The 19,525-nt window shown below is 33.4% G+C and carries 14 protein-coding genes; 5 read left to right on the top strand and 9 right to left on the bottom strand.

Going from position 1 to position 19,525, the window contains the following annotated elements; genetic code table 11:
* The first annotated feature begins 26 nt into the window (after positions 1 to 26).
* A complete protein-coding gene (gene apaG / locus ACFOWA_RS11375) occupies positions 27 to 413 on the top strand; it encodes a Co2+/Mg2+ efflux protein ApaG (RefSeq protein ID WP_378985187.1) in 387 nt (128 codons plus the stop codon).
* Positions 414 to 1,636: 1,223 nt separating this feature from the next.
* Here the strand turns inward: apaG and ACFOWA_RS11370 are convergent.
* Positions 1,637 to 2,332, bottom strand: coding sequence for a zinc metallopeptidase (locus tag ACFOWA_RS11370; protein ID WP_378985185.1), 696 nt, complete (start codon positions 2,330 to 2,332; stop codon positions 1,637 to 1,639).
* A gap of 84 nt (positions 2,333 to 2,416) precedes the next feature.
* On the opposite strand from ACFOWA_RS11370, the gene ACFOWA_RS11365 reads away from it, so the two are divergent.
* Positions 2,417 to 3,553: an NAD(P)/FAD-dependent oxidoreductase gene (locus tag ACFOWA_RS11365; protein ID WP_378985183.1), complete on the top strand. Its 1,137-nt coding sequence runs from the start codon at positions 2,417 to 2,419 to the stop codon at positions 3,551 to 3,553.
* Here ACFOWA_RS11365 and purU read toward each other — a convergent pair whose 3' ends face one another.
* Complete coding sequence (gene purU / locus ACFOWA_RS11360) at positions 3,554 to 4,393, bottom strand: formyltetrahydrofolate deformylase (protein WP_378985182.1); 840 nt, start codon at positions 4,391 to 4,393, stop codon at positions 3,554 to 3,556. It abuts the gene before it with no gap.
* Between the two features lie 159 nt (positions 4,394 to 4,552).
* On the opposite strand from purU, the gene ACFOWA_RS11355 reads away from it, so the two are divergent.
* Positions 4,553 to 5,929, top strand: a complete 1,377-nt coding sequence (locus ACFOWA_RS11355; RefSeq protein ID WP_378985180.1) for a DNA recombination protein RmuC — start codon at positions 4,553 to 4,555, stop codon at positions 5,927 to 5,929.
* A 23-nt stretch (positions 5,930 to 5,952) separates the two neighbouring features.
* Here ACFOWA_RS11355 and ACFOWA_RS11350 read toward each other — a convergent pair whose 3' ends face one another.
* From ACFOWA_RS11350 to nadA, 4 genes are all read right to left on the bottom strand, one after another.
* Entirely contained in the window at positions 5,953 to 7,734 is a 1,782-nt protein-coding gene (locus ACFOWA_RS11350; RefSeq protein WP_378985178.1) for an ABC transporter ATP-binding protein, read from the bottom strand.
* Between the two features lie 69 nt (positions 7,735 to 7,803).
* The gene (gene thiL, locus ACFOWA_RS11345) at positions 7,804 to 8,844 is read right to left on the bottom strand and encodes a thiamine-phosphate kinase (RefSeq protein ID WP_378985176.1); all 1,041 of its coding nucleotides are present in this window, start codon (positions 8,842 to 8,844) and stop codon (positions 7,804 to 7,806) included.
* A 43-nt stretch (positions 8,845 to 8,887) separates the two neighbouring features.
* Positions 8,888 to 10,123, bottom strand: a complete 1,236-nt coding sequence (locus tag ACFOWA_RS11340) for a dicarboxylate/amino acid:cation symporter (protein ID WP_378985174.1) — start codon at positions 10,121 to 10,123, stop codon at positions 8,888 to 8,890.
* A gap of 29 nt (positions 10,124 to 10,152) precedes the next feature.
* Entirely contained in the window at positions 10,153 to 11,151 is a 999-nt protein-coding gene (gene nadA / locus ACFOWA_RS11335) for a quinolinate synthase NadA (RefSeq protein WP_378985172.1), read from the bottom strand.
* 449 nt (positions 11,152 to 11,600) lie between these two features.
* On the opposite strand from nadA, the gene nadB reads away from it, so the two are divergent.
* Both nadB and ACFOWA_RS11325 read left to right on the top strand, forming a co-directional pair.
* On the top strand, positions 11,601 to 13,187 hold the full coding sequence (gene nadB / locus ACFOWA_RS11330; protein WP_378985170.1) for an L-aspartate oxidase: 1,587 nt from the start codon (positions 11,601 to 11,603) through the stop codon (positions 13,185 to 13,187).
* Between the two features lie 63 nt (positions 13,188 to 13,250).
* Positions 13,251 to 13,763: a gamma carbonic anhydrase family protein gene (locus tag ACFOWA_RS11325; RefSeq protein WP_378985168.1), complete on the top strand. Its 513-nt coding sequence runs from the start codon at positions 13,251 to 13,253 to the stop codon at positions 13,761 to 13,763.
* A gap of 17 nt (positions 13,764 to 13,780) precedes the next feature.
* On the opposite strand, the gene ACFOWA_RS11320 is transcribed toward ACFOWA_RS11325, so the two are convergent.
* From ACFOWA_RS11320 to ACFOWA_RS11310, 3 genes are all read right to left on the bottom strand, one after another.
* On the bottom strand, positions 13,781 to 15,424 hold the full coding sequence (locus ACFOWA_RS11320; RefSeq protein ID WP_378985166.1) for an Ig-like domain-containing protein: 1,644 nt from the start codon (positions 15,422 to 15,424) through the stop codon (positions 13,781 to 13,783).
* Positions 15,425 to 15,546: 122 nt separating this feature from the next.
* A complete protein-coding gene (gene mnmG / locus ACFOWA_RS11315) occupies positions 15,547 to 17,409 on the bottom strand; it encodes a tRNA uridine-5-carboxymethylaminomethyl(34) synthesis enzyme MnmG (RefSeq protein ID WP_378985164.1) in 1,863 nt (620 codons plus the stop codon).
* Between the two features lie 97 nt (positions 17,410 to 17,506).
* On the bottom strand, positions 17,507 to 19,369 hold the full coding sequence (locus ACFOWA_RS11310; RefSeq protein ID WP_378985162.1) for an ABC-F family ATP-binding cassette domain-containing protein: 1,863 nt from the start codon (positions 19,367 to 19,369) through the stop codon (positions 17,507 to 17,509).
* Positions 19,370 to 19,525: the final 156 nt, after the last annotated feature.

The following is a 19,525-nucleotide window of genomic DNA, read 5'->3' as shown; positions in this document are numbered from 1 at the left end:
GCTTTTATTACATTCGTTAAATCATCATGGTTACAGCAATTACAGATGGGGTTAAAGTTTCAGTAGAAACCATATATCAGCCAGAATATTCCAATCCGGCTAATGAGCATTTTATGTTCGCTTATCGCATAGAAATTTCAAATCTTTCAGATTATCAGGTTCAATTGATGCGCCGCCAATGGGTTATTTTTGATTCGAACTGTAGTAGAAGAGAAGTTGAAGGTGAAGGCGTTGTTGGTGTGCAACCTATTATAAATCCTGGGGACAGCCATGTGTATGTTTCGGGTTGTAATTTAAAAACCGATATCGGCAGCATGAAAGGAACCTATTTAATGAAACGCCTGGTAGATGAGGGAGAATTTGAAGTTGATATACCCGAGTTTCAATTGGTTGCTCCGTACAAATTAAATTAATAATTATTTTTTTCCTATATTATACCTTATATTAGGAAAACGATCCGTTCTGTTTATATGGCGGTCACCTGTCCCGCTATTGCCTGTTGCTAAAACACCAAGGTAGTTGCAAACTAAGGCTAAGAACTTAAACATTTTGTTAATTAGCTCCATTAAAATACTGCCTTTTATATTCCTAAATTTAAAGAATATTAAGAAAATGAACGGTTCTGTCAATATGGCGTTCACCTGTCCCGCTATCGCCTGTAGCCTTGCTCGTACCTCGCTTCAGGCTACCTGGCTCTATCGGGTTTAATAACAAAGATTTTTCCTTTCCTCAGGCTTTGCTAAAACACTAAAGGAAGTTGCAAACTAAGGCTAAGAACTAAAAACATTTTGTTAATTAGCCCCGACATAAACGGAAATACTTTTGGTTGTAGATACTTTAATTTTCAAAGAAAATCTCCCCAAAAGATTGTAGTATTGGCGGGACTGTAGTTGCCGAAGAACTACTGACGTTAAGCTTCTAATAATTTGGACTACCAAACAATTATTTTTAGGCGTAAATATTTTAATTGCGTTCTTCTGATTACAATTAAACTTTCATAAAAAGTACCTTGTATTTAAATCATACGAAGCACTACTACCCATCACAATTGTAATAAAACTAGGAACTTAAACATTTTGTTAATTAGCTCCATTAAAATACTGCCTTTTATATTCCTAAATTTAAAGAATATTAAGAAAATGAACGGTTCTGTCTATATGGCGGTCACCTGTCCCGCTATCGCCTGTAGCCTTGCTCGTACCTCGCTTCGGGCTACCCGGCTCTATCGGGTTTAATAACAAAGATTTTTTCCTTTCCTCAGGCTTTGCTAAAACACCAAAGGAAGTTGCAAACTAAGGCTAAGAACTAAAAACATTTTGTTAATTAGCCCCGACATAAACGGAAATACTTTTGGTTGCATATGCTTTAATTTTCAAAGAAAATCTCCCCAAAAGATTGTAGTATTGGCGGGACTGTAGTTGCCGAAGAACTACTGACGTTAAGCTTCTAATAATTTGGACTACCAAACAATTATTTTTAGGCGTAAATATTTTTAATTGCGTTTTTCTGATTACAATTAAACTTTTATATAAATCAGGCGAAGTAATACTACCCATCACTGCTCTGATAAATGCAAAAGCGGCCGAAAAATTAATTTCGAACCGCTTTACAACTTTCATAGGTAAATGAAAATATCTTAATCTCTTGCTCTACCAAACAGCATCGAAGCGTAATAAAGTAAGTTTGCTAATGCGCCGACTGCTGCAACTACATAAGTCATTGCGGCCCACCATAATGCATCTTTAGCCTGACTATTTTCTTCCTGGGTTTGCATTACACCCTGATTATTTTTTAACCATGTTAATGCTCTATTGCTCGCATCAAATTCTACAGGTAAGGTAACGATACTAAAAACAGTTACCAGCGCCAAACCAACTACGCCAATTGCTAAAACTATTGGCGTTACTGAAAATACCAAAAGCATTACACCTAACAACATAACCCACTGCAATAAGTTTGATGAAATGCTAACTACCGGCACCATTGTACTGCGTAGATTTAACCAAGTGTAAGATTTTGCATGTTGAACGGCGTGACCACACTCATGTGCGGCTACTGCTGCGGCTGCAACGCTTCTGCTATAATATACATCTGTACTTAAATTAACGGTTCTATCTGTTGGATTGTAATGATCTGTTAATTGTCCTTCGGTACTCATCACCTTCACATCGAATATGCCGTTATCGTGCAGCATTCGTTCTGCCACTTCCTTTCCCGATAAGCCCGAGCTTAGTTGCATTTCTGCGTATTTAGAAAATTTATGCCTAAAACGCCATTGTACAAACATGCTCAGCAATAATACCGGGACGATTAAAATTAAATAAACTCCCATTTTCTTTTGTGTATGTTTTTCAATTTGCAGTATATCAAAAAGCGATCCTTTATTAAATGTGGGTTGAATTACATATTTTAGTTTATGAGTTCGAACCTTTCTTATTGGGAAAAAGCAACCTTTTTTAACTTTGATATAGTTATAATTGGTAGTGGTATTGTTGGTTTAAATGCAGCAATTCATTTAAAAAAGACATGCCCTCTGCTTAAAATTATAGTATTAGAAAGGGGCTTTTTACCATCTGGAGCTAGTACAAAAAACGCAGGTTTTGCCTGTTTTGGTAGTCTTTCTGAACTAATGGAGCAAGAAGCTATTTGTGGAACAGAAGGACTAATGCTGTTGATAGAAAAACGATGGAAGGGTTTGTTGAAACTTAGAACATTGTTGGGCGATGAAAACTTAGATTACAGGCAATTTGGTGGCTACGAATTATTTACAAATGATGATGATGCCACAATTGAACAATGTGTATCCAAAATTGAACATTACAATAAACTTATAACGCCAATTATTGGTACACAGGCATTTTGCCTGGCAAATGATAAAATAAAGTCATTGGGATTTAATAATGTGCAAAATCTTATCTATAACCAATACGAAGCACAAATTGATACCGGTAAAATGATGTTTAATTTGATTCAGTTAGCACAATCTTTGCAAATTTTTATATTAAATAACTGCCAGGTAAATGAAATTATTTCAGATGATAAACAGACGGTAATACATACCAATCAAGGCAAGTTTTACTGCAAAAAGGCAATTGTTACAACTAATGCTTTTGTTAAATCATTATTGCCTGGTTTAGATGTTGAACCTGGAAGAGGTCAGGTGTTAATTACGAAACCGATAGAAAATTTAAAAATTGAAGGAACCTTCCACTACAATAAAGGATTCTATTACTTCAGAAATATAAATGATAGAATTTTATTGGGCGGTGGAAGGAATTTGGATTTTAATGCTGAAGCTACTACCGAATTTGGCGAGACTTCATTAGTACAAAATACTTTAGAAATGCTGCTTACCAATATAATTTTACCTAATACGCCATTCGAGATAGACCAACGGTGGAGTGGTATTATGGCTTTTGGAAAATACCTTGAACCCATAATAACAGAAGCTAAACCCAACATATTTTGTGCTGCCCGATGCAATGGTATGGGCATTGCGATGGGAAGCCAAACTGGTACAGACGTTGCAGAACTGGTTTTGAAAAGTTTATAACTATTTAAAAACTATCGTTTTATTTCCATTTACAAAAACTCTGTCCTCAAAAATTAATTCTAAGGCTTCTAATAAAACCTTTTTTTCTATTTCTTTACCTGCACGAACCATTTCCTTTACACCAAAATTATGATCGACATGGGTAGTATGTTGTGTTATAATTGGTCCTTCATCTAAATTATCGGTTACGAAATGAGCAGTAGCACCAATAATTTTAACGCCACGCTCAAATGCTTGTCGGTATGGATTTGCACCAATAAAAGCAGGTAAAAAAGAATGGTGAATGTTGATTATTTTACCTGCGTAATCTTTAACAAAATCGGCAGAAAGGATTCTCATAAATTTTGCAAGTACAATATAATCGATATCGAATTGATTAATAATGGTTTTGATTTCTTGCTCAAATGTACTTTTATCTTTATCTGCATGACTAACATAAAAATACGGAATACCCAATTGTTCTGTAAATCCTCTTAGTTCTTCGTAATTACCAATTACACATTTTACATTAGCACCTAGCGTTTTAAACTGATTTTTAATCAATATTTCTGCAAGGCAATGATATTCTTTTGTAACTAGCACCGCAATCTGCTTCTCTGCATGGTTTATTAAATTTACTACAGCATTATCAGGTAAATTTTCCAGTAAAATTTGTTTAAGTTTTTGTTGTTCGCTAACATTTCCTACGCAAGCAATACGAGTAAAAAAAGCTTGGTTGGGCTCATCAACAAATTCTCTCATGGCAACAATGTTAAGTTGATGCAAAGCTAAAACTCGTGTAATATTGGTAACTAAACCAACCTGATCGGTACAAGAAATCAAGATTGTTAATTCATTCATTTATTAATATTTAAAAAATCAAGTATAAGAAATTTGCTTAATGGTTTTTACATTAAGTTGATTCAGTTTACATGATTTGATGATTAGCGAATTATAATTAAGCACAATATTTTGGTAAAACTAATTTATTTAACGATTTTTACTAAAATTTTTATCATTATGGAAGCTGCTGCTATTGTTCTTTTAATTGTAATTCTGCTGGTTTTAATATTACTTTATTTGAAAAAACCACAAACTTTAGTTCCAATAATTTCTATTGAAGAATTTGAAAAAATAAGACTAGATAATGAGCAATTAAAAATAAATTTAGCAAGGGCGGATGAAAGAGTTACGAGTTTATTGGCAGAGAAAGATAACATTACAAAGCTGCTAAAGGATGAACAGCACAGGCTGATAGATGAGTTGCAAATAGAACGAGATAATTTAGCAGACGCAAATAGAGCATTAGAAGGTACACGTTCATTTTATCAGGCCGAGAAAGATAAATTAGCCGAGCAGAAATTAAATTTTGAGCACTCGCAAGAAAGGTTGAATAGGGATTTTCAGTTAATAGCCAATAAAATATTAGAGGAGAAATCGAGTCGGTTTGTTGAGCAAAATAGAACAAATTTAGATTTGATTTTAAATCCACTGAAGGAAAACATTAAGGCTTTTGAAGAAAAGGTAGAAAAGGTTTACAAGGCCGAATCAGATGAACGTAATATATTAAAAGGTGTAATTTCTGAACTGCAGATTCAAAGTAAACTGATTCAAGAAGATGCTAATAATTTAACGAAAGCCTTAAAGGGAGACAATAAGAAGCAAGGAAATTGGGGTGAAATCATTTTAGAAAAGGTTTTAGAACGTTCGGGTTTAGTTCGCGACCAAGAATACAGAATTCAAGCCGCTCATTCTTCTGTCGATGGAGGAAGATACCAACCAGATGTTGTTATAGATTTACCAGATGATAAACACCTTGTTGTTGATGCTAAGGTTAGTTTAATTTCTTATGAGCGTTATGTATCTGCAGAAACGGATGAAGAGCGTGAAGGGTACGTAAAATCGCATCTGGCTTCTATTAAAAATCATATTCTTTCTTTATCCGCAAAAAACTATCAAGAATTATATAAAATCAATTCTCCCGATTTTGTTTTGTTGTTTATCCCAATCGAATCTTCTTTTAGCATAGCGGTTCAAAAAGATGCAGAGCTTTTTAATTTTGCCTGGGATAGAAGGGTGGTAATTGTAAGTCCATCCACTCTGCTAGCCACATTGCGCACCATTGCAAGCATGTGGAAACAGGAAAAACAAAATAGAAATGTATTTGAAATAGCCGAACAAGCAGGTTTTTTATACGAAAAGTTTGTTGGCTTTTTAAAAGATATGGAAGATATAGGCAAGCATATCAATTCTACGCAAAAAGCTTACGATGGAGCCTTCAATAAGTTAAAAGACGGCTCTGGAAATATGATAGTAAAAATCGAAAACCTTAAAAAATTAGGTGCAAAGGTTAAAAACAATAAGCAAATTGATATAAAGTACTTAGAAGGAGAGTAGATAAAAACACCTTCCCTTAATAGTTACTCATCTACAGCTTTCATTATTTTATCAATATTTAAGCTATTTGCCATAGCAGTAAATATATTATAATACAACCCTTTCTTATTAAACAGATCTTCATGTGTGCCATGCTCAGAAACTTTTCCCGAATCCATTACAATTATATTTGAAGCATCAATGATTTGTGAAATACTATGAGAAATTATGATTACCGTTCTGTCTTTCTTTATTTCATCTAAGCTTCTCTTTATTTGCTCGGTAGCGATTGCATCTAAGTTAGCCGTTGGTTCATCTAAAAATATAATGGCTGGATTTTTTAAAAATATCCGGGCGATAGCTATTCTTTGTTGCTGCCCTCCCGATAACAAATTAGCAGCAGTTTCATATCCTTTTGGTAATTCTATAATCTGATCGTGAATAAATGCTTTTTTTGACGCTTCAATCACATCGTCAAATGTTTTTTCTTCACTTCCATATAAAATATTTTCTGCAATGCTACCTTTAAAAATGTGATTTTTCTGCAGAACCAAACCAACATTTTTTCTTAAAAAATCTGTATTGAAATCTTTTAAATCCACACCATCTAAAAAAATATTACCATTTGTTGGTTCATAAAATTTATCTAAAAGATTTAAAACTGTACTCTTACCTGCGCCACTTAAGCCAATTAAAGCCGTAATTTCGTTTGGTTTAATTTGCATGCTTATATCCTTAAGTGCTTTATTACCATTTGGATAGATAAAATCAACATTCCTTAATTCTATTAAACCTTTAATATTGTTAGGAATATAATTTCCTTTTGATTCTTTTTCATTATTCGCTTCCAGAATATCAAAAAAGCCCTCTGAATATATTAAAGCATCGTTAACCTCATCATATATTCTGTGCAATTGACGAATTGGTGCAGACACATTATTAAACAATAAAATATGAAACATAATTGCTCCAATCGTCATATTGTTTGTTAGCACCAAATAAGCTGTTAAAATGATAATTATGATTATTCCTATCTGTTCTATAAAACTTTTGACGCTATCAAAAACAAAACTAATTTTTCGTGTTTGCATTTGATTTTCGGTCATCTCATATTGAATGCTTTTGTGCTTATCTGCTTCTTTTTTTTCGCTTACAAAAGATTTTATAACAACAATAGATTCTACTAGATTAATAATTGCGCTACTTTTTGTTTCCCTGTACGTACGCATACTCCGTCTGAACCCACTTAATTTTTGGGCTTGATACTGACTTACATAAAAATACAATGGCACTATAAATAAGCCAACTAAACCAACATAAAAATTGGCATAAAACATTACAGCTAGTGCTACAATTGCATTAGCAAAAAGAGGTAATATATCTATAAAAAAATTTTGTGTTAATTTGGTTAAACTGCTTACGCCTAAATCAATCCTTGTTTGTAGTTTGCCACTCTCATTTTCGGGTGAAGTGTAGAAAGCCATTTTATAATTAAGAATTTTTTCTACAATGGTTTGAGAAAAATCTCTAGCTATATAAATTCTAAGCTTTTCACCGTAAAATTTCTGTCCGAATGTGACCAGTGAATAAATTATTTCTTTTGTTAATAATATTATACTAATCAAAATTAATATAGACAATCCTTGCTTCAATGGTGTTTTATTGACCAATAAAGAGGTGATGGAATCAACCGTATACTTTATTATAAAAGCATTAACCTGTGCAGCAAATGAGCCTACAACCGTTAATAACAACGTATAAAAAACAAGTTTTCTATATGGTTTTATGAAAGGAACAACCTTTATGTAAAGTTGTGTAATAGTCATAAGCTAATTAGCAAAATTTTAAAGGATTCTAAATATATCTATTCTTTACCTGTTAAAATATTCAATTCTTTATTTATTAAAAGCATTCCATCCTTGTGCCTTCAATTCATGTACATTGTTTGATTTCGAAACCATTTTACATCCTGAATTTTTATCTGTAACATGCCCGATAACCGTAATATCTACATCATGTTTCAACTTTTTATAATCTTCCTGGCTAATGGTAAATAACAATTCATAATCTTCACCACCACTTAAAGCACAAACGGTAGGGTCTATACCCAATTCGCGAGCGGTTTCGTAGGTCATTGGATCTAAAGGAATTTTTTCTTCATAAATTGTAATTCCCTTATCACTTTCGGTAGCTAAATGCAAAATTTCTGATGCTAAACCGTCCGATACATCAATCATAGAAGTTGGCTTAATGTTCATGTCCTCTAAAAGTGCAACAATATCCATTCTTGCTTCAGGTTTCAACTGTCTTTCTATAATGTAATCTTTGCCTTCTAAATCTGGTTGAATTTGAGGGTTTTCCAGGTAAATTAATTTCTCTCTTTCTAAAATTTGTAATCCAACATAAGCACCACCCAAATCACCAGAAACACATAGCAAATCATGCTCTTGCGCACCGTTTCTGTAGGTAACCTTATCCGCATCGGCATAACCAATACTTGTGATGCTTATTACCAAACCTTGCTTGCTTGATGAAGTATCGCCTCCAATTAAATCAATATTAAATTTATTACAAGCCAACTCTATACCTTTATACAATTCTTCTACAGCTTCTAGAGGAAATTTACTAGATAAACCAAGCGAAACTGTTATCTGACTTGCTTTACCATTCATAGCATAAATATCACTTAAATTAACCTGCACTGCTTTATAACCTAAATGCATTAAAGGCACATAAGCTAAATCGAAGTGTATTCCTTCTAACAATAAATCGGTAGAAACCAATACTTGCTGCCCTTTTGCATCTAAAACTGCTGCATCATCACCAACTCCTTTAACAGAATAATCGTTTTTTATTTTAAAATTAGTTGTTAGGTGTTTAATTAAACCAAATTCTCCTAACTCGTTAATATCGGTACGTTCTTTATTTTCAAACATATTTTTTATTGGAGTAAACTCCTTTTTTTTAGTTGTTAATTTATTAAGACGATATCTTTTGCTCCATCCAATTTTTTCCTTCGGTAAACCTGGCAATTAACATTGCGGCAACATTATCACCTGTAGCATTTAATAAAGTAGCCATTGGATCAACCAGTGTTCCAATTATCATAGCTGGTGGTAATGCCTCTGGCGGAAGCTGATATGCAGATATCATCAATAATTCACCAATGTAACCTCCATTTGGTATGCCGCCTTCAACAATACTTACTAAAACTGTAATTCCTAAAGCCAATATAATTGTATCAACATGTACCAAATCTTTACCAAAAATTGCAAATACAACAGCTATTTTAACAATAGAACTTATGCTTGAACCATCTTTATGCAAAGTAGAACCCAACGGAATTGTAACATTCGTTATGTAGGCAGGAACTCCCATTTTTGCAGTACCTTCTAGGTTTGCTGGTATGGTTGCAATGCTACTACAGGTGCCGATAGAGGTTAATGAAGGAACAATATTATTCTTCCAAAAAACTTTAATGGCTTTAAATCCACCTGCTACGAAAGCATATAATGTAAAAAAAACTATAAAGTAAAATGCGCCTACTCCATAATATAAGCCTAATGCTTTAGCATAAGTACCAAAAAGCTGCGGACCAAAAACGCCAACCTGATAAGCAAAGTAGGCACCCAAACCAATTGGTCCGAGTTTCATAATTAAAATGATGAACTTTTTCATCACCTCATTTCCCGATACCAAAAAATTTTTAAAACCATCACCGTCCTTACCAGAGTATAGTGTTGAAAAACCAACCAAAACCGAGAAAATAATCAGGGCAAGCATATTTTTTCTGCTGCCAATTTCATAAAACTCTCCAACTGTTAGGAGCTGAGTCATTTGTTCGCCTACAGATTGAAGCTTCTCATTTTCAATAGGTAAAGGACTATTGCCAAGTTGCTGATGGATAGGGAATATGCGTGTTGCTACTAAAGTTAATATTGCTGATATTAATATGGTAGATAAGAAAACCAAAACCATTACAGTAAGTAATTTTCCTAATTTTTTAGTTCTATCAATATTTGCAATAGCAGATGAAACTGCAAAAAACACTAAAGGAATTACAGCGGTAAACAACAAATTTAAAAATATATCGCCAAGCGGCTTAATACTTTCTACACTTTTTCCAAAAATTAAACCTACAATACTTCCAGCGCTAATACCTGCTAAAAGCCATAATAAGCCCGAATAATTTTTAAGAATGCTGTTTACTTTCATTATTTGATTTCTTTCAATAACTACTTTTACTACAATCCTAACTCTGCCGAAATATCCAACATTCTTTGAATCGGTTTACGAGCTAGTTCTATAATATGTTCTGGCACAGTCACTTCTGGTAAACCATTTTTGATACATAAATATAGTTTTTCTAAAGTATTTCTCTTCATGTACGGGCAATCGTTACAAGCGCAACTGTTATTTGGTGGTGCCGGAATAAAAGTTTTTGTAGGATTTGCCTTCTCCATTTGATGAATAATTCCGCTTTCAGTTGCTACGATAAATTCTGAAGCAGGATTATTAATGGTATATTTTAGCAGTCCGGTGGTTGAACCAATATAATCTGCCATTTTCAAAATTACTTCTTCACATTCTGGGTGTGCAATAAACTTTGCATTTGGATGGTGTTCCTTTAATTTTGTAATTTTTTCTTGAGAGAAAATTTCATGAACCATGCAGGCTCCATTCCACAGCACTAAATCTCTTCCTGTTTTTTTTGCAACATAAGCGCCTAAATTCCTATCAGGACCAAATATAATTTTTTGATCTTTCGGTAAGCTTTCTACAATTTGAACAGCATTGGTAGATGTACATACAATATCACTCAAAGCTTTTAACTCTGCAGTGCAATTCACGTAAGTAATTACCAAATGATCTGGATATTTTTCTTTAAACTTCCTAAACAAGTGTGGCGGGCAGCTATCAGCTAGAGAACAACCAGCTTTAACATCAGGCAATAAAACTTTTTTTGACGGTGATAAAATCTTCGCTGTTTCGGCCATAAAATGCACACCTGCAAATACAATCACATCTGCATCGGTTTTTGCCGCTTCTTGAGATAATCCTAAACTATCACCAATATAATCTGCAATATCTTGTATATCAGGCTCTTGGTAATAATGTGCTAATATAATTGCATTTTTCTCTTTCTTTAATTTTTCAATTTCAGCAAAAAGGTCGAGGGTTGGATCAATTGCTTCATCCACAAATCCTTTTTTATTAATTTCTTCTAAAATATCAATGTTCATTTTAAATTTTCCCTTTTTTTGAATTTCGACGTCGGTCAAAGATAAAGCTTTCCACGTTTCAATAATTAATAAGTTATTTTAAATAAATAGATCTTGTTTGTTTATTAGTGTGTTAGTAATGTTGGCAAGTTTGCTAAAAAAGTTCTTTTATGTAAGTTGTTAATCGTTTACTAACATTCATATTACATTTTATTAATATAATCAGATTGATTTTCAGGACTATCTAGAAACGTCTTAAATTTTATCAATACTGGAATGTTAATTGTTTATAAAGTTTAAAAAGTTAATTACTTACACAAATGTGCTTAAAAATTGGGCAAAAGATTGTGGCAAATTATCTTTTTAGAGTAGCTTTAAACATTCTAATTTATTTGTTAGTATAGTTTATACATTGTGTTAACACTTTATTGATAGTTGTTAACATAGTAAACAATTTAAGATTTTATTTAATGAGGAAGGTAGATTTTCTGGTAATTGGTTCAGGTATAGCAGGTTTAAGTTTTGCTTTAAAGGCTGCTAAGTTTGGTAAGGTATTAATTGTTACCAAATCAAATGAAGATGAATCTAATACAAAATATGCACAAGGTGGGGTAGCTGTAGTTGTTGATAAAGGTGATTCTTTTGAAAAACATATACAAGATACTTTGATTGCTGGTGATGGATTATGTGATGAGAAAATTGTTGAAATTGTAGTAAAAGAAGGTCCTCAGCGTATACAAGAGATTATTGACTACGGTATTAATTTCGATAAAGACAACTCTGGTTTTTATGATTTAGCCAAAGAAGGTGGTCATTCTGAACACCGGGTTTTGCACTATAAGGACATTACAGGGTATGAAATTGAGCGTGTTTTATTGCAAGAAATTCATGAAAATCCGAACATAGAGATATTAACACACTACTTTGCACTGGAGTTAATTACGCAACATCACCTTGGTGAATTTGTTGATAAACGTACAGAAGATATTAACTGTTACGGTATATATGCCTTTAACACAGAGCTTAACGATGTGGAAAAGATTGTTGCAAACGTAACGGTAATGGCTTCTGGAGGCGCCGGACATGTATATTCTGCTACTACTAATCCAGTTATAGCTACAGGTGATGGTATGGCAATGGTTTATCGTGCTAAAGGAAAAGTTAGGAATATGGAGTTTATTCAATTCCATCCAACAGCTTTATATCATCCTGGAGAGTATCCTTCCTTTTTAATATCTGAAGCAGTTCGTGGTTTTGGTGGAGTACTAAGACGTAAAAACGGTGAAGAGTTTATGCATGAATACGATGAGCGTAAATCTTTAGCGCCTCGTGATATTGTGGCAAGAGCTGTAGATAATGAAATGAAAAAATCTGGAGATGAGTTTGTTTATCTTGATATTACCATGCGTAAGAAAGCTGATATACTTAAGCATTTTCCAAATATTTATGCCAAATGCCTTTCCATTGGTATAGATATGACGAAAGACTTTATTCCAGTAACTCCAGCATCTCATTATATGTGTGGTGGTATTTTAGTAGATGAATACGGGCGCTCATCTATCAAAAATTTATACGCCTGTGGAGAATGTTCTTCTACTGGTTTGCATGGCGCTAATCGATTGGCTTCAAACTCGTTATTGGAGGCAACAGTTTTTGCACATCGCATTTATCAAGATGCTATCGAAAATTTTAAAAGCAACGTTATACCTGATAATATACCTGAATGGGATGCTCAAGGAGTTACACAGACCAATGAAGATGTTTTAGTTACACATAACCTTAGAGAGTTACAAAAAGTTATGGGCGATTATGTTGGAATAGTGCGTTCTGATTTTAGATTGGAAAGGGCACACAGGAGATTGTTTTTAATACATCAGGAAACTGAAGAATTTTATAAAAAAAATAAGGTTTCCGTTCAACTTTGCGAATTAAGAAATGTGATTCAAACGGCTTATTTGGTTATTAAATCAGCTATGCAACGTAAAGAAAGTAGGGGATTGCATTTTACAACGGATTACCCTGACCATGCAGATAAGTTGGTAGATACATTTTTTTAAAAATATCTTCAATGGGATTTAAATCCTTATAATATTTTACATTTACCACCTTACATTGTTAATATGCCTTTAATACTTCCTGTAAAAGATAAGTCGCCCATATTTGGAAAAGATAACTTCATAGCTGAGAATGCTACTATTGTAGGCGATGTAAAGATTGGTGATAATTGTTCGGTTTGGTTTAATGCAGTTGTTAGAGGCGATGTAAATGCTATTACAATTGGAAATGAATCTAACATTCAAGATGGTGCAGTAATTCATGCTACTTATCTTAAAGCATCAACGCATATTGGCAATAGAGTATCTGTTGGTCATAACGCTATCGTTCATGGCTGCACAGTGCAGGATAATGTTTTAATAGGTATGGGAGCTATTGTAATGGATAATGCAATTATAGAAGAATATTGCATTATAGCAGCTGGTTCTGTTGTATTAGAAAACACCATTTGCGAAACGGGATACCTTTATGCCGGAACACCTGCAAAAAAAATAAAGCCAATTACTGAAGAGCAAAGGGCTTTATTAAATAAGTTACCTGATAATTATATAATGTATTCTGGCTGGTTTACAACATAGATAAATAACCAATAACACTACGGATTAGGCGGTTTTGGTATAGTCATACTATTTTCCACTTCCCAATTTGGTCGAAGAGATTGTTCTTCTGGCGAATACCAAATTTTTTCGGGTTGTGTACCTAATTTTACGTTTCCGGTATCCCAAACACCATTTTTATTTTCATCGTAAATTACCCTTACAAAATATTTTCCTGCAAGGAAATTAGCCAAAACGATTTTGGTTTTTTTATTGATTATATATTGCTTTACTGGCTGTTTTTTTTCGTTTATAAACTCTACGATATAACTTTTGGTTGTGTCAGGTACGTCAATAATTAAAGTTCTGGAACCATAATTTTCTGTAGGGTCTAAATTAAATTTCTTAATAAATTCTTTATTTTTTGAGTTAAATATTCCGGTAAAGGCCCCAGCAGAGAATTTTAAATCGTACGATCTTTTTATTTTCCATGGAAATTTTATGTAATACTTTAAAAAATTGACCGAATCTTTTAAAAGTTCAAAATTTGTTCTTTTTATAGAATCATCTAGCAAAGTAATTTTGGATGCATCGGCTGCAGTAATCGGTATAGGGAATGTTAATGTATAGATTTGGTAAGGATTTAATTTGCCATTTGCAGCATTATCAGTAGGCATTAAATCTCTTGTGTAGCTATCTTTTTTGCCTCTGGTTAAGTTTACAACTTGCAATAGCTTTCCTTGGTCTTGAATAGCTACTTTGACAGAATCAAAGCTTAAGTCGTTCAACCAAATTCTAGCGGTATCATTTGTACTATTTAGCATTAATCTTTTACCTACATCTAATGCAGCAGGTTCAGTAATGGTAAGCTTGGGTTGTATTAATTGCTGAGAAAAAGTTAATAAAATGCTACCATCGATATTTATTTTTCTTTCCAATACTCTAAAGTCGGCCGATTTTTCTTTAAATATTTGCAAGTTTATATTATCAATATTCTTGTCAATAACTATCGGCTCTTTTAAAAATCCAATCTCATCCGAAGTTTGCTGATATATTTTATCTCCACCGCCAGTTGCTTCTTTAAGTGCGTAAACTTTATAGTTGCCTTTACGTAAATTATTAAGTTTATAATTTCCAGAACTATCTGTTAAAGTATAAATCGAAGGACGTCTTTTACCAAATAAAGTATCTCGTTCTACAGGGAGAATAAAAACTGTTACATCTTTTTCTGCTTCTCCTGTTAAAGCACTGTTCACCTTTCCACTTAGCGTTAACGAATCGATTTCATTTCCTGTAGAAAATACATAGGTTAAGTTTTTAATGACATTACTCTCGTTAATATCAGCAATCGCTTTTCCAAAGTTTAAAGTGTAGGTGGTATTTTTTTCGAGTGTGTCGGGTAAGCTTACTTCTAAAACTTTTTTCTTTATTTTAAGAATTGGTGCTTTTTCTAATTCAGGAGAAATATTAAATTCTTTGGTTTCATCTTGAATTTTGAAATATTCGTCAAATTCTATTAATATTTTTTTTGCTGAGAAATTTCTTGTCAGATTTTTTGGTGTCATGCTTACAACCTTCGGCGGAATCCTATCCTGAGGACCACCGGTTACAGGCTGAGGTGAAGCACATCCAAAAAGCTGCATAATTACAGCAATCACAAATAAACTTATAAAACTAGAAAATGGCTTTTTTAATTTTGGCATATTTTACGCGTTCTGACGAATTTTCACTGATTTTGGATTGATAATATTAAAAAATTAAAATAATCGCTTAAATCGTTTTAAAATAATTCACCATTTTTAATAGTTAATTAACTGATTATAAGTTATTTATTAATATAAACCATTAAAACGGATATATCTGAAGGTGAAACACCTGAAATTCTTGAAGCTTGACCTAAAGTACGTGGTTTTATTTTGAATAATTTTTCACGTGCTTCTTTTGAAATAGAAACGATCTTATTGTAGTCAAAATCCATTTTTATTTCTTTGTCTTCCATTTTTAACATTTTAGCTACAATCTCATTTTCTTTTTCAAAGTAGCTTTCATATTTTATTTTAATTTCAGCTTGTTCTACTGTTTCATTATCCAAGTTTTTAGTAGCTTCTGCTAATGGCTTACTAACTTTAATAATATCTTGTAAACCAACATGCGGTCTGCCGATTAGACTATGAATTTTTACATTTTGATTAAGCGCACTCGAACCTAAATTTTCTAATACTGGATTTGCATCTGACATTTCAATCCCTTGCGATTTTGTAAACTTAACAAGTGCATCAGCATTTGCTACTTTTTGATTTACTTTTTCTAAGCGTTCGTCAGATATTAAACCTAAAGCATGGCCAATAGGAGTGAGGCGTATATCAGCATTATCTTGTCTCAATAATAATCTGTGTTCTGCTCTTGAGGTAAACATCCGATAAGGTTCTTCCGTTCCTTTAGTTACCAAGTCATCAATCAGAACGCCAATATAACTGTCAGACCTTTTCATTACTAATTCCTGCTTTTCATTGATTTTCTGATGTGCATTTATACCAGCCATAAATCCTTGGCATGCGGCTTCTTCATATCCAGTCGTTCCGTTAATTTGCCCTGCTAAAAACAGGTTTTTAATTAATTTGGTTTCTAGCGTTAATGAAAGCTGTGTTGGTGGAAAAAAATCATATTCAATAGCATAACCTGGTCTAAACATTTTGGCTTTTTCAAAACCTGGTATTAAGTGTAAAGCTTTTAATTGAATATCTTCAGGAAGCGAGGTTGAAAAACCATTAACATAAATCTCGCAAGTATTCCATCCTTCTGGCTCAACAAAAATTTGATGTCTATCTCGTTCTGCAAATCTATTTATTTTATCTTCGATAGAGGGACAATACCGAGGACCCAAACCTTTAATTCTGCCAGTAAACATCGGAGATTTCTCAAAGCCTTCTTTCAAAGTTTCATGAACTTCATTATTGGTATATGTTATCCAACAGCAACGTTGGTCTGTCGAAACCTGAGTATCTGTAAACGAAAACTTATTTGGATTTTTATCTCCCCATTGTTCTTCCATTTTAGAATAATCTAAACTTCTGCCATCAACACGGGGTGGGGTGCCGGTTTTCATTCTGCCAGCTTCCATACCAAGTTCTACTAATTGCTCTGTAATACCTGTTGATGCTCTTTCTGCAGTTCTACCACCTCCGAATTTTTTCTCTCCGATGTGCATTACTCCATTTAAGAAAGTACCATTAGTTAGTACAACAGCAGTAGATTCTGCTTCAATGCCTAGTGATGTTTTTACACCGTAAACTGTATTGTCTTTAACTAATAAACCAACAACGCTATCTTGCCAAATATCTAGATTTTGAGTTCTTTCTAAAGCCAAGCGCCATTCTTCTGCAAAGCGCATCCTATCAATTTGGGCCCGAGGGCTCCACATCGCAGGGCCTTTCGACTTATTTAACATTCTGAATTGTATGGTAGATTTGTCGGAAATAATTCCCGAATAACCACCCATTGCATCTACCTCACGAACAATTTGTCCTTTAGCAACGCCACCCATAGCAGGATTACAACTCATTTGAGCAATCGTGCCCATGTTCATTGTAATAAGTAAAACGGATGACCCTAGATTGGCAGCAGCAGCAGCAGCTTCGCAGCCCGCGTGTCCGGCACCAACTACAATAAGATCGTATTTTGAAAACATGTTGTTATATCTTTAGTTGTTTCACGTGAAACAATCTGTTATTTATTAAGATTGCAATTCTTGTAATTAATGTTCCACGTGAAACAAATTGTTCTTTTTATTCCGATAGTTCTAACCAACGCATGGTGTACTCATCAAGTTTAATTTTTAAATCATCAATTGTGGCAGAAACTTCTTGAATTTTTATATAGTCTGTAGCTTCTATTTTAGATAATTCATCAGTCAACTCGGCTATTTTATTTTCCGTATCAACCATTAACTTCTCACTATCATCCAACTCTTTTTGCTCTTTAAAACTCAGTTTCTTTGACGATTTATTTAGCGTTTCATGAATGGTTGCATCAATAACTTTTTTAGTTTCAGCTTTAACTTTAGGCTGGTCTAAACTTAAACGATATTCAGAATAATTTCCATTATAAATTTTTACAACGCCTTCACCTTCCATTATAAATAGCTGATCACTCATCTTATCAAGTAAATATCTATCGTGAGAGACAAGCATTAATATACCTGGAAAATTCTCCAAAAACTCTTCTAAAACATTAAGTGTATCAATATCTAAATCATTTGTTGGCTCATCCAAAATCAAAAAGTTTGGATTTTGCATTAAAACCTTCATTAAGTTTAAGCGTTTCTTTTCTCCACCGCTTAATTTTTCAACCAATCCATGTTGTTTTTTTGGAGGGAAAAGGAATAGTGTTAATAGGGCAGATGCTGTAATAACGGAACCATCTGCCATCTTAATATATTCAGCATCAGATTTTACAATATCAATAACTCTCTCTTTCGGATCGAATGTTAATCCGCCTTGCTTATAGTAGCCAAATACTGTAGTTTCGCCTGTGTCAACTTTACCGGCATCTGGTTGCAATTGGCTGGTAATAATATTTAGTAGTGTTGATTTTCCAGTACCATTCTTTCCAGCTAAACCAATTCTATCACCTTTTTTAAATGTATAACTGAAATCATTTATTATTGGTCGCCCATCAAATGCTTTTGCAATATGTTCTACTTCAATAATTTTACCTCCTTGACGGGACATTTTCATTTGAAGCGTAACACTTTGATTATCAGACTTTTTCTTTGATTTTTCTTCCAAATCATAAAAAGCATTAATCCTTGCATTAGATTTCGTTCCACGAGCCTGAGGCATGCGCCCCATCCACTCCAATTCTTTCTTTAGTAGCTGTTGATTCTTATGTAAAACGGTAGCATCAAGCGCTTCTCTTTCTGATTTTTTTTCTAGATAGTAAGCATAGTTTCCATTGTAATTAAAAATTTTTCCTCTATCCAATTCTACTATTGTATTGCAAACATTATCTAAAAAGTACCTATCATGGGTTACCAAAAGGATAGTTTTTTGTCCAGTAGTTAAAAGTTTTTCTAACCATTCAATGGTATCAATATCTAAGTGGTTGGTTGGCTCATCTAAAACTAAAATTTCAGGGTCTTCAATCAAAAGCTTAGCTAAAGCCAAACGTTTTTTCTGCCCGCCTGAAAGTGTAGATATTTTTTGTTGCAAGTGCGTAATCCCCATTCTGTTTAATATGGTTTTTATCTCATGCTCATACTCCCAGGCATTGTGTTCACTTAACTCTTCATATAATCGGTTAAGTGTTTTTTCATCCGGATTTGGGTTTTCAATCAGTTCCTCATATTCTTTTATCAACTGTTGTTGTTTATTCTCTAAAGAAAAAATATGATCGCTAATAGAATATCCATCATTAAATTGAGGTTCTTGGTCTAGAAAGCCAATCTTTACAGCTTTATTTTTAACGATTTTACCTTCAAGCGGAGGAAATCTTTCGGCAAGTAATTTTAATAATGTACTCTTACCTGCACCGTTAATTCCAACCAACGCTACACGCTGCCCAGAGTTAATGCCTAAGGTTAAATTTTTAAATAGCCATTCATCATGATAACCATGACCTAAGCTTTCTGCCGCAATTAGTGTGCTCAATTTCTTTGTATTTCGGTTTTATAAAGGAAAATTAGTGCAAAAGTAAGGATAAATTATTTGGCAGGGTATAAGGATGTTTTAAAGCATTTATGTATCTATTAAAAATGGCAGAATGGTGATTGTTGTATGATGAGAAGTGACTTGAAAATGAATTGA

It is taken from the genome of Pedobacter lithocola (genome assembly GCF_042650845.1).
In the GTDB taxonomy this organism is placed as follows: domain Bacteria; phylum Bacteroidota; class Bacteroidia; order Sphingobacteriales; family Sphingobacteriaceae; genus Pedobacter; species Pedobacter lithocola.
This window is presented reverse-complemented; position numbering and strand designations above follow the sequence as displayed.

Coding starts and splice junctions, on each gene's coding strand:
- apaG (WP_378985187.1), top strand. CDS start 27: ATGGTTACAGCAATTACAGATGGGGTTAAAGTTTCAGTAGAAACCATA.
- ACFOWA_RS11320 (WP_378985166.1), bottom strand. CDS start 15,424: ATGCCAAAATTAAAAAAGCCATTTTCTAGTTTTATAAGTTTATTTGTG.
- ACFOWA_RS11370 (WP_378985185.1), bottom strand. CDS start 2,332: ATGGGAGTTTATTTAATTTTAATCGTCCCGGTATTATTGCTGAGCATG.
- mnmG (WP_378985164.1), bottom strand. CDS start 17,409: ATGTTTTCAAAATACGATCTTATTGTAGTTGGTGCCGGACACGCGGGC.
- ACFOWA_RS11355 (WP_378985180.1), top strand. CDS start 4,553: ATGGAAGCTGCTGCTATTGTTCTTTTAATTGTAATTCTGCTGGTTTTA.
- purU (WP_378985182.1), bottom strand. CDS start 4,393: ATGAATGAATTAACAATCTTGATTTCTTGTACCGATCAGGTTGGTTTA.
- ACFOWA_RS11340 (WP_378985174.1), bottom strand. CDS start 10,123: ATGAAAGTAAACAGCATTCTTAAAAATTATTCGGGCTTATTATGGCTT.
- nadB (WP_378985170.1), top strand. CDS start 11,601: ATGAGGAAGGTAGATTTTCTGGTAATTGGTTCAGGTATAGCAGGTTTA.
- nadA (WP_378985172.1), bottom strand. CDS start 11,151: ATGAACATTGATATTTTAGAAGAAATTAATAAAAAAGGATTTGTGGAT.
- ACFOWA_RS11350 (WP_378985178.1), bottom strand. CDS start 7,734: ATGACTATTACACAACTTTACATAAAGGTTGTTCCTTTCATAAAACCA.
- ACFOWA_RS11325 (WP_378985168.1), top strand. CDS start 13,251: ATGCCTTTAATACTTCCTGTAAAAGATAAGTCGCCCATATTTGGAAAA.
- ACFOWA_RS11365 (WP_378985183.1), top strand. CDS start 2,417: ATGAGTTCGAACCTTTCTTATTGGGAAAAAGCAACCTTTTTTAACTTT.
- thiL (WP_378985176.1), bottom strand. CDS start 8,844: ATGTTTGAAAATAAAGAACGTACCGATATTAACGAGTTAGGAGAATTT.